Genomic DNA, 9135 nt, shown 5'->3' with positions numbered 1-9135 from the left:
CCGCCCATGCGCGCCGCCGCGATGGCGAGCGCGCCGATCGGCCCGCAGCCGGTCACCAGCACGCGGCGGCCGAGCAGCGGCCCGGCCTGGCGGGCGGCGTGCAGGCAGACGGCGAGCGGTTCGGCGAAGGCCGCGGTGGTGGTGTCGAGGCCGGGGGGCAGCGGCACGGCCTGCGCGGCCTCGCAGACCAGCGCCTCGCGGAAGCCGCCATCGACATGCGGGTCGCGCATCGCGCTGCCGTAGAAGCGCATGTCGAGGCAGTGCTGCTGCGCGCCTTCCTGGCAGTAGCGGCAGCGCCCGCAGGGCAGCGACGGATTCACCGCCACCGCCTGCCCGGCCGCGAGGCCCGTGACACCGGCGCCGAGCGCATCGATCACGCCCGCGACCTCGTGCCCCAGCACCATCGGATGCTTCACGCGGATGGCGCCGAAGCCGCCATGCTCGAAGTAATGCAGGTCGGAGCCGCAGATGCCGCCGGCCGCGATGCGCACGCGCACCTGGCCAGGGCCTGGTTCGCCGGTGGGGCGCTGTTCCACCCGCAGGTCGTGCGCGGCGTGGATGACGACGGCGCGCGTCATGGCACGGGGGTCGGCAGCGGCCGCCCGTCGAAATGCGCCTCGAGGTTCGCCAGCATCAGCGCGCCCATGGCCTTGCGCGTTTCGACCGTGCCGGAGGCCTGGTGGGGCGAGAGCACGACATTCGGGAAGGTCGCGAAGACCGCGTCGATGGCGGGTTCGTTGTGGAAGACATCGAGGCCCGCGGCGGCGATGCGGCCGGCTTTCAGCGCCTCGATCAGCGCGGCTTCATCAACGACGCTGCCCCGCGAGACGTTCACGAAGATGGCGCCGGGGTTCAGCGCCTCGATCGCCGCGCGGTCCACCAGGCCCGCGGTCGCCGCACCGCCAGCGGCGGAGACCACGAAGATGTCCACATGTGGCGCCATCGCCGCGGGCGAGGCGTGGAAGGTATAGGGCAGGTCCTTCTTCGCGCGGCCGGAGTACGAAATCGCCATGCCGAAGCCCTCGGCCCGCCGCGCGATGGCGCGCCCGATCCGCCCCAGCCCGACGATGCCTATGCGCTTGCCCCAGACGCGCGTGGCAGGGCGCATCGGCCCCTGCCGCGCCCAGGTGCCGGAGCGCACATAGGCGTCGCCTTCCGGGATGGCGCGCGCGGTCGCGAGCAGCAGGGCGAAGGCCATGTCGGCCACATCCTCGGTCAGCACGTCGGGCGTGTTGGTGACCGCTATGCCGCGCGCGCGGGCGGCGGGCAGGTCGATCGCGTCCACGCCCACGCCGTAGCAGGCGATGATCCTGGCATTGGGGCAGGCATCCATCATGGCGGGGTCGGCGCCGAGTTCGCCCTTGGTGGCGATCGCGCGGATCGAAGGGCCGTGCTGCGCGAGGAAGGCGGCGCGGTCCGGGGCCTCATACAACAGGTGCAGGGTGAAGCGCTGTGCGAGTGCCTCGAGGTCCCAATCGGGCAGCACGCCCACCACCAGCAGCCCCGGCTTGTCCATCCGCGCGTCCTCCCCCTAGCCTTGCCGCGCAGATTACACGGGGAAACGCCGATGTCGCGCGCACTGTTCGACCTGACGGGGAAGCTCGCCCTGGTGACCGGATCGAGCCAGGGGATCGGCCTGGCGCTGGCGCGCGGCCTCGCGGAGGCCGGTGCCAAGGTGGTGCTGAACGGGCGCGACGCGGCGAAGCTGGAGGCGGCGCGCGCGCATGTGCCGGGCGCGGTCACGGCGGCCTTCGACGTGACGGACCACGCGGCGGTCGAGGCCGGCGTCGCGGCGATCGAGGCCGCGCATGGCCCGCTGCACATCCTGGTGGCGAATGCCGGCATCAACCTGCGTGCGGCCTCGGTGGACATGCCGCCCGAGACCTGGCGGCGTGTCATGGACGTGAACCTCGACGGCGTCTGGTACTGCTGCCAGGCGGCGGGCAAGCGCATGGTGCATCGCGGCCGCGGCAAGATCATCACGGTGTGCTCGGTGCAGAGCGAGCTGGGCCGGCCAACCATCGCGCCCTATGCCGCGAGCAAGGGCGCGCTGCGGATGCTCACGCGCACGCTCTGCGCCGAATGGGCGAAGCACGGGGTGAACGTGAACGGGCTGGCGCCCGGCTACTACGACACGGAACTGACCAGCGCGCTGGTGCAGGACCCGGCCTTCACGGATTGGCTGTGCAAGCGTGTGCCGGCTGGGCGCTGGGGCCGGGTGGAGGAGCTGGTCGGCGCAACGGTGTTCCTCGCCGCGCCGGCCTCGGACTTCGTGCACGGGCAATTGATATTCGTGGATGGCGGCATGACCGCCGTGGTCTAGCCCGCCCGCGCGATCAACCGCCGCGCCCGGTCCACGATCGGCTTGTCGATCATGTCGCCCTCGAAGGCGACGGCCCCCTTCCCTTCCGCCAGCGCCGCCTCGAAGGCCGCGACCAGGCGCTTCGCGCGGTCCACCTCCTCCGGGCGCGCGACGTATTCCTCGTTGATGATCGGCACCTGGGAAGGATGCACGCAGGACGCGCAGGCGAAGCCGATGGCGCGCGACCGGCGCAGCATCGCGCGATAGCCGTCCAGGTCCTTCAGCCCGGCGACCGTTCCGATGAAGCCCAGCGGCAGCACCCCCGCCGCGCGTGCCGCCACGAGGCCCATGCGCTTGGGCAGGTCCAGCGCATCGGGCGTGGGCTCGGCGCCGAGGTCGGTTGCCAGGTCCTCGCCGCCCACGCCCAGCGCCACCACGCGCGGATCGGCGGAGGCGATGGCCTGGGCGTGCGCGAGCGCGGCCGCATCCTCGATGAGCACGATGAAGCGCACGGCGCCAGTCGCGCGGCCGGCTTCCGCTTCGGATTCCGCCGTCATTTCGGACAGCAGCCGCACATGGTCGGCGCCCATCATCTTCGTGCAGACCAACCCGTCCGCGCCCGCCGCCACCGCCGCCCCGATGTCGCGCGCCGCCAGTCGCAGCGGGCGGTTGATGCGCACCACCACGTCAGCGCCGTTGCGGCGCACGCTCGCGACCGAGGCTGCCAGCCCGGCGCGCGCGGCATCCTTCGCGTCGGGCGCGACCCCGTCCTCGAGGTCCAGGATCACCGCATCCGCGCCGCGCTCATGCGCCTTTGCGACGAACTTCTCCGCACTCGCGGGCACATACAGCAGCGAACGCCAGGCCGGCAGGTCACGGGTCATGCGGGCGGGTGCTCCTGGCGCCAGTGGCGCGCGATGTCCACGCGGCGCATCACCGCCACGCGCGGATGGTTGCCGATCCAGTCGAGCAGCCGCGCCAGGCCCATCGCGCGCCCCGGATGCGCGATGATGCGGTTGTGCAGCCCGAAGGAGAGCATGCGCGGCGGGTCCTCCCGCAGCACGCATTCGATCGCGTCGCGCATGTAGTCGAAATACTCGGTCCCCGAGGACATCCCCATGCGCGGGAAGCGGATGTCGTTGTGGACCAGGGAATACGGCACGACCAGCGCATCGCGGCCATCGACCTTCACCCAGTAGGGGATCTCGTCGTCATAGGCGTCGCTGTCGTAGTCGTATCCGGCCTCGAGCAGCAGGCGCCGCGTGCTGAGCGACGGCGCGTAGCGCGTGTACCAGCCCGCCGGGCGTTCGCCGATGCAGCGCGTGATCAGCGCGGTGGCCTCCGTGATGCGCGCGTGTTCGGTGGCTTCGTCGAAGGCGTTGTGCATCTCCCAGCGCAACCCGTGGCCGGCGACATCCCACCCGGCCTCGCGCATGGCGGCGCAGGCCTCGGGATTGCGCTCCAGCGCGCGGGCCACGGCGAAGACAGTGCAGGGCAGGCCGCGCTTCGTGAAGATGCGGTGCAGCCGCCAGAAGCCGGCGCGGCTGCCGTACTGGAACATCGATTCCGCGGCCAGGTCGCGGCCCTTGAACGGCGCCGTGCTGCCTTCGGTCAGCGCGGCCTCGCTGGTCGCGTCGCCATCCGGCACGCTGTACTCCCCGCCTTCCTCGTAGTTGATGACGAAGTTGCAGACGACATGTGAGCCACCCGGCCAGCGCGGGTCGGGCGGGTTGCGGCCATAGCCGCGAAAGTCGCGCCCGCCGCTCACGCGGCAGAGCCCGGCACGACGCCCTTGGGCAGCGACGCCGCGTAGCGCGCCACCTCGCCCGGCCGCGCCACCCACAGGCGTTCGCGGTGCGACATGAAGTGCCGCAGCGCATCGCGCAGCGCGCGCAGGCGGAAGGGCTGCCCGACGATGAAGGGGTGCAGCACGATGGAGCAGACCAGGGGCCGCTTGCGCGACTGCTCCAGCATCTCGTCGAACTGATCGATGATCATCTCGGCGAATTGCCGGCCCGTGTGCTGCCGGAACACCTGCGCGGGGCTGTCGTTCAGCTCGATGGAGTAGGGCACGGACAGAATCGGCCCGGCGCGCGTGGTCATCCAGAAGGGCTGGTCATCGGCCGGCCAGTCCATGACGTAGGAGAAGCCTTCCTCCTTCAGCAGATCGAGCGTGACCGCGGACTGCGCGATGTAGGGGCCAAGCCAGCCGGCCGGTGCCACGCCCGCATGGCGGATGATGGCGTCGCGGCTCTCGACGATGAGGCGCCGCTCATCCTCCTCCCACAGGATGTCCTGGCGCTCGGCATTGGTGCGGCCATGGCCGATGAATTCGTCGCCGCGCGCCTTCAGCGCGGGGGCGATCTCCGGACAGGCATCGAGCACCGCGCCGTTCACGTTGTGCGCGCAGGGAATCTCCAGCTCGTCCAGCATGTCGAGCATGTTCCACAGCCCGACCCGGTTGCCGTAGTCGCGCCAGGCGTAGTTGCGCTGCCCCTGCGGCGCGGCCGCGCCGGTGCTGTCGGACCCGAGGCCCGCGCGATACGCGAAGGCCTCGATGTTGTTGCACACCACCACCGCAAGCCGCGCGCCGTTCGGCCATTCATAGGTGGGGCGCGACGGGATCGCGCTATGGGCGTATCGCCCGTGGCCTGGCATCTTCATCGTGCATCCTCCGCAGCGCGCGAACGCTGCGGCAGGCGGCGGCGCGCGTCAACGCGGGCTCAGCCCTGGGTGGTGATGCCCGCCGCGCGGACCACGGGCCCCCAGCGGTCGAATTCCTGACGCACGAAGGCCTCGGTCTCGGCGGGGGGCATGTAGAGCGGCTCGCTGCCGATCGCGACCAGGCGACCGGCGACCTGCGGCGCGGCCAGCGCCTCGCGCACCGCAGTGGTGAAGCGCTCGACGATCGGCGCCGGCGTGCCGCGCGGCGCGAACAGCCCGGTCCAGGAGCGCACGGCATAGTCGGGCACCCCCTGCTCCATCACGGTCGGCAGGTCGGGGCGGATCGACACGCGATCCGCCGTGCAGACCGCGATGATGCGCACCCGCCCGTCCGAGGCCGGCGGTGCCACGGTCGGCAGATTCATGAAGCCGATCGGCACGGTGCCCGCGATCAGGTCGTTGATGGCGGGCCCGCCGCCGCGATAGGGCACATGCGTCAGGTCGACGCCGGTGCGCAGCCTGAACAGTTCGCCCGCCAGATGGTTGGAGGTGCCGACGCCGGAGGACGCGAAGGAGATGCCCCCGCGCGTCGCGCGCACCTTCGCGATCAGTTCCTGCACATTGGTCACGCCGAAGGCCGGGTTGGCGGCGATCACGTTGGGCACGTCGACCAGCATGGCGACGGCGGGCAGCGCCTCGCGCGGGTCGTAGCCGAGATCGCCCGAGACCAGCGGATGGAAGACGTGGTTGGAGGCCGAGGAGATCAGGAAGACCGATCCATCCGGCCGCCCGCGCGCGACCATCCCCATGCCGAGCGATCCGCCGCCGCCGGGCCGGTTCTCGACCACGAAGGGCTGGCCGAGCCGGGCTTCGAGCACCGGGGCGATCAGGCGCGCGACCACGTCGTTCGAACCGCCCGCGGCGAAGGGCACCAGCAGCGTGACGGGCCGGTTGGGCCAGTTCTCCTGGGCACGCGCGGCCAGGGGTGCGGCAAGGGTTGCGGCGGCGATCGCGATGGCATGCCTGCGGTTCATTCTGGGCTCCCGGTGCTGTTCGGGCGCCGCCTACAGCCTCGGCCCGCGGCGGGCAAGGGTTCAGCGGATCAGGCGCAGGTTCGCGAGCTGCCCGCCGATCTCGCGGAAGGCCGCGCGCAGCGAGGCGGTGTCCGGGCTGTTGAAGTAGTACTCCGGCCGCGTCGCACAGGTACGATAGAGGTCCTGCGTCACGGTCGAGCCGACATTGAAGGTGATGGTGTAGAGGATGACGCCATTCGCCTTGATGCGGGTGCACAGGCGCGACATGCGGGCGTTGATCTCGGTCAGCGCGCGGGCATTGGTGATGCCGGCGATGCCGAGGCGGTTCTCCCGCAGGCGGCCATAGGCGGTCATGTCGGCATCGCCGTCGCTGGTGTAGCCGCTGCGGCAGGGGGGATTGCTGCCGCTGGTCCGGCAGGCGCCGGGCGCGCCCTCGGGCCAGTCGTACCATTCGTTGTTGCCGTCGGTCATCAGGACCAGCACCTTGTCCATGTAGGGCGTGTCGTAGTTCAGCGGCAGGGTTGGCGACCCCCACAGCCCCCGCCAGCGGGGCGAGATCGTGGCCCAGCCCATCTGCAGGCCGAGATTGGCCATGGTGCCGCCGCGATGCGTGGCGCGCAGATTGGCGATCTCGTTCAGGATCACGCCGCGTGGCTGGGTCAGCGGCAGGACGGCGCGCCCGCAGCCGAGATTGGGGCCCTTCGCGTCGTTGCCGAGCGCGTTCTGCGCCGAATCCGAGGGTGGGTTCTCGGGGTTGGGTTCGGTGATGGTCGTGCTGGTCCATTCATTGTCGCCGCGGTTCGGGCTGTAGCGCCCGACGGTCGAGGGCCAGAGATGCGGGCGGAAGGGCACGATGGTGGGTGGCGTGTCCGTCTCGTCCTCCCCGTTCTGGTAGCGTGCCTGCACGCAGCCGCGCCAGACCGTGCTGCCATAGGCGGTGGGATCGAGGCTGCCCGGCGCAAGCCAGCTCGACCGGCCGCGACCGATGTTCACCGTGGCGGTATAGGGCACCACCGACATGTAGAAGTTCGGCACCGTCTCGTTCGGACCGAACAGGATGTTCACGAGCTCGGTCGCGGAATCGCGCAGCGCCGTCATCGACGCGCCGGCCATCGAGCCCGTGACGTCGAGCACCAGCGCGAGCTCCATGCCGCGGTCCTGCCGGCGCGCCGCGTGGTCGGCGCTGGCGACCAGCGTCTCCTGCCCGAACAGCCGCAGCACCGTGGTGGGCAGCGCGGCGCGTACGCGCAGCCGCACGACGCGGTTCGATTCCTCGACGCTGATGGTGAAGCTGGTGATCTCGGCGCCGAGGTAGCCGGTGGTGCCGGTGCGCCGCTCGCGCGTGAAATTCGCCCAGAACCAGCGCTGGATCTGCGCATCGCGGTCCAGGTCGTTGATCACGCGCGCGCCGGCCAGCGCCGCCGCATCGACCGAGGTGACAAGGCGCGAATGCAGCAGGTATAGCCGCGTGAGGTCGATCGCCGCGCCCGCCATCGCGAGAAGCGGGATGGCCGCGAGGCCCGCCAGCATCGCCACCGCGCCGCGCCGGTCGCGGAGCACCTGTCGCAAGGGCTTCATGGCGTCGTTACCCTCAGGATGGAGACCATGCGCGGGCGCTGCAGCGCGAAGGCCTGCAGGCGCGAGAAGGGATCGGCCGACAGGAAGCGCCCGGACAGCACCCAGGGTTCGCGCGCGTAGAACACCTCGGCGACCAGCGCGCCCTGCCCGATCGCCAGGCTGAGGTCGGCCGAGCGCGGCGGGATGGTGGCGGCACCGCCCTCGGTCCCGAAGGCGCTGGCATAGCCGCCCGAACCCTGGCGGCGCTGCCACAGCACTGTCGCGCCGGTGCCTGTATTGGCGAGGCCCGTGAGGATCACCGCGCCATCCGACGACGTGACCCGGTAGGGCGCCGCGACGCGCCCCGCGAGGTCGAAGATGGTGGCGAAATCCGTCTCGCGCAGCGCCTGGTACTGCGCGACGACGTTCACCACCTCGCCCGCCGTGCGCTCGATCCGCAGCGCGATGCGCAGGAAATCCACCACGTCGAGCACGGCGAGGCCGAGCACCGCCAGGATCGGCGCGACCAGCGTGAATTCCACCGCCACCGACCCGCGCCGGCGGCGGCGGTCAGGAGGGCGGGAAAGGTTCATTGCGAACGATCATGCGCGAGCGATGCTCGAGGCTGCCGCGCCCGAGCACGAGCATGGGAAAGGGGCTGAGGAAGGGCTGCTGGTAGGCGAGGTCGTAGAGCACCGTCTCGCCCGCGCCGCCGGCGCCCGCCTGCGCCGAACCGGGTGTCGCCAGCTGCTGCGGACCGGCGAAGGCGCTCACGGTGACGCTCAGCCGATCCTGCTGCAGCACATAGGGCCCGAAATGCAGCACCACGCGGCGCACCGCTTCCTCGCGCGAGGTGGGGGCGGGCGGCGGCAGCCAGTCGGGCATGACCTGGCCGGTGGCCCCGAAGCGCGAGGCCTCGCGCGCGCCGATGTCGAGCGTGGCCGCCGTCAGCGCCTGCCACGCGCCCTCCAGCACCGTCATCATCAAGGCAAACAGCATCGGCCCGGTGAGGGCGAATTCGAGCAGGACGGCGCCGCGCCGCCCGGCAGTGCTGCGTCGGCGGCGGATCAAGGCCCCGCCAGCGCGAGCCGCCAGGCCGCCGCCGCCTCCCGGCTGTTCTCGCCCAGCTCGGGCGCCATCATCTCCGCCGCGCGCGGCGCATCGCCGGCCGCCGCATAGGCCAGCGCCAGGTTGTGGCGCTGCCGCGGAGTCGCTTGCGGGGCGCGCGCAACACCTTCCAGCATCCGCACCGCCTCCGCCCCCTGGCCCGACAGCGTGAGCGACAAGGCAAGGTTGGTGCGCGCGCCTTCGTGCGACGGATCGAGCTCGAGCGCGGCGCGATAGGCGGCCTGCGCCTCCGCATGCCGCCCCTGATGGTCGAGCGCCACGCCAAGCCCGCTCTGCGCGCCGGGGTCGCGCGGCAGGGCGGTGATCGCCTCCCGGAACGCGGCCTCGGCGCCGGCGACATCGCCGCCACGCAGGCGCGCGCGTCCCAGGCCGAGGCGCGCCGCCCGCGACTCGCCATCGGCCTGCACGGCGCGCCTGTAAGCCTGCGCCGCCTCCTCCCAGCGCGCGCCC

Annotated in this window: 11 protein-coding genes; 1 reads left to right on the top strand and 10 read right to left on the bottom strand. The window is 71.8% G+C overall.

The window, feature by feature from the left end; genetic code table 11:
- The coding region (locus tag HW578_RS18390; RefSeq protein ID WP_198372145.1) for an alcohol dehydrogenase catalytic domain-containing protein at window positions 1–578 on the bottom strand (578 nt) is incomplete at its 3' end.
- Window positions 575–1516: a 2-hydroxyacid dehydrogenase gene (locus HW578_RS18385; RefSeq protein WP_198372144.1), complete on the bottom strand. Its 942-nt coding sequence runs from the start codon at window positions 1514–1516 to the stop codon at window positions 575–577. The genes HW578_RS18385 and HW578_RS18390, both read right to left, overlap by 4 nt.
- Window positions 1517–1567: 51 nt before the next feature.
- On the opposite strand from HW578_RS18385, the gene HW578_RS18380 reads away from it, so the two are divergent.
- Window positions 1568–2323: an SDR family oxidoreductase gene (locus HW578_RS18380; RefSeq protein ID WP_198372142.1), complete on the top strand. Its 756-nt coding sequence runs from the start codon at window positions 1568–1570 to the stop codon at window positions 2321–2323.
- Here HW578_RS18380 and HW578_RS18375 read toward each other — a convergent pair.
- The 8 genes from HW578_RS18375 to HW578_RS18340 all read right to left on the bottom strand — a co-directional run.
- Entirely contained in the window at window positions 2320–3186 is an 867-nt protein-coding gene (locus HW578_RS18375; RefSeq protein ID WP_198372141.1) for an HpcH/HpaI aldolase/citrate lyase family protein, read from the bottom strand. The genes HW578_RS18380 and HW578_RS18375 overlap by 4 nt on opposite strands.
- Window positions 3183–4070, bottom strand: a complete 888-nt coding sequence (locus HW578_RS18370; protein WP_198372140.1) for a polysaccharide deacetylase family protein — start codon at window positions 4068–4070, stop codon at window positions 3183–3185. The genes HW578_RS18375 and HW578_RS18370 overlap by 4 nt, the downstream gene beginning before the upstream one ends.
- Window positions 4067–4966, bottom strand: a complete 900-nt coding sequence (locus HW578_RS18365) for a polysaccharide deacetylase family protein (RefSeq protein ID WP_198372139.1) — start codon at window positions 4964–4966, stop codon at window positions 4067–4069. The genes HW578_RS18370 and HW578_RS18365 overlap by 4 nt, the downstream gene beginning before the upstream one ends.
- A gap of 59 nt (window positions 4967–5025) precedes the next feature.
- The gene (locus HW578_RS18360; RefSeq protein ID WP_198372138.1) at window positions 5026–6000 is read right to left on the bottom strand and encodes a Bug family tripartite tricarboxylate transporter substrate binding protein; all 975 of its coding nucleotides are present in this window, start codon (window positions 5998–6000) and stop codon (window positions 5026–5028) included.
- 60 nt (window positions 6001–6060) lie between these two features.
- The gene (locus tag HW578_RS18355) at window positions 6061–7578 is read right to left on the bottom strand and encodes a TadE/TadG family type IV pilus assembly protein (protein WP_198372137.1); all 1518 of its coding nucleotides are present in this window, start codon (window positions 7576–7578) and stop codon (window positions 6061–6063) included.
- Window positions 7575–8150, bottom strand: coding sequence for a TadE/TadG family type IV pilus assembly protein (locus HW578_RS18350; protein WP_198372136.1), 576 nt, complete (start codon window positions 8148–8150; stop codon window positions 7575–7577). Before HW578_RS18350 ends, HW578_RS18355 begins: the two co-directional genes overlap by 4 nt.
- Window positions 8128–8628: a TadE family protein gene (locus tag HW578_RS18345; RefSeq protein WP_198372135.1), complete on the bottom strand. Its 501-nt coding sequence runs from the start codon at window positions 8626–8628 to the stop codon at window positions 8128–8130. Before HW578_RS18345 ends, HW578_RS18350 begins: the two co-directional genes overlap by 23 nt.
- Window positions 8625–9135: tetratricopeptide repeat protein (locus HW578_RS18340; protein WP_198372133.1), on the bottom strand; the 511-nt coding region annotated here is incomplete at its 5' end. The genes HW578_RS18340 and HW578_RS18345, both read right to left, overlap by 4 nt.

The organism is Roseomonas rosulenta, assembly GCF_016106005.1.
Classification (GTDB): Bacteria; Pseudomonadota; Alphaproteobacteria; order Acetobacterales; family Acetobacteraceae; genus Neoroseomonas; species Neoroseomonas rosulenta.
This window is presented reverse-complemented; position numbering and strand designations above follow the sequence as displayed.

Coding starts and splice junctions, on each gene's coding strand:
- HW578_RS18350 (WP_198372136.1), bottom strand. CDS start 8,150: ATGAACCTTTCCCGCCCTCCTGACCGCCGCCGCCGGCGCGGGTCGGTG.
- HW578_RS18355 (WP_198372137.1), bottom strand. CDS start 7,578: ATGAAGCCCTTGCGACAGGTGCTCCGCGACCGGCGCGGCGCGGTGGCG.
- HW578_RS18375 (WP_198372141.1), bottom strand. CDS start 3,186: ATGACCCGTGACCTGCCGGCCTGGCGTTCGCTGCTGTATGTGCCCGCG.
- HW578_RS18380 (WP_198372142.1), top strand. CDS start 1,568: ATGTCGCGCGCACTGTTCGACCTGACGGGGAAGCTCGCCCTGGTGACC.
- HW578_RS18360 (WP_198372138.1), bottom strand. CDS start 6,000: ATGAACCGCAGGCATGCCATCGCGATCGCCGCCGCAACCCTTGCCGCA.
- HW578_RS18385 (WP_198372144.1), bottom strand. CDS start 1,516: ATGGACAAGCCGGGGCTGCTGGTGGTGGGCGTGCTGCCCGATTGGGAC.
- HW578_RS18365 (WP_198372139.1), bottom strand. CDS start 4,966: ATGAAGATGCCAGGCCACGGGCGATACGCCCATAGCGCGATCCCGTCG.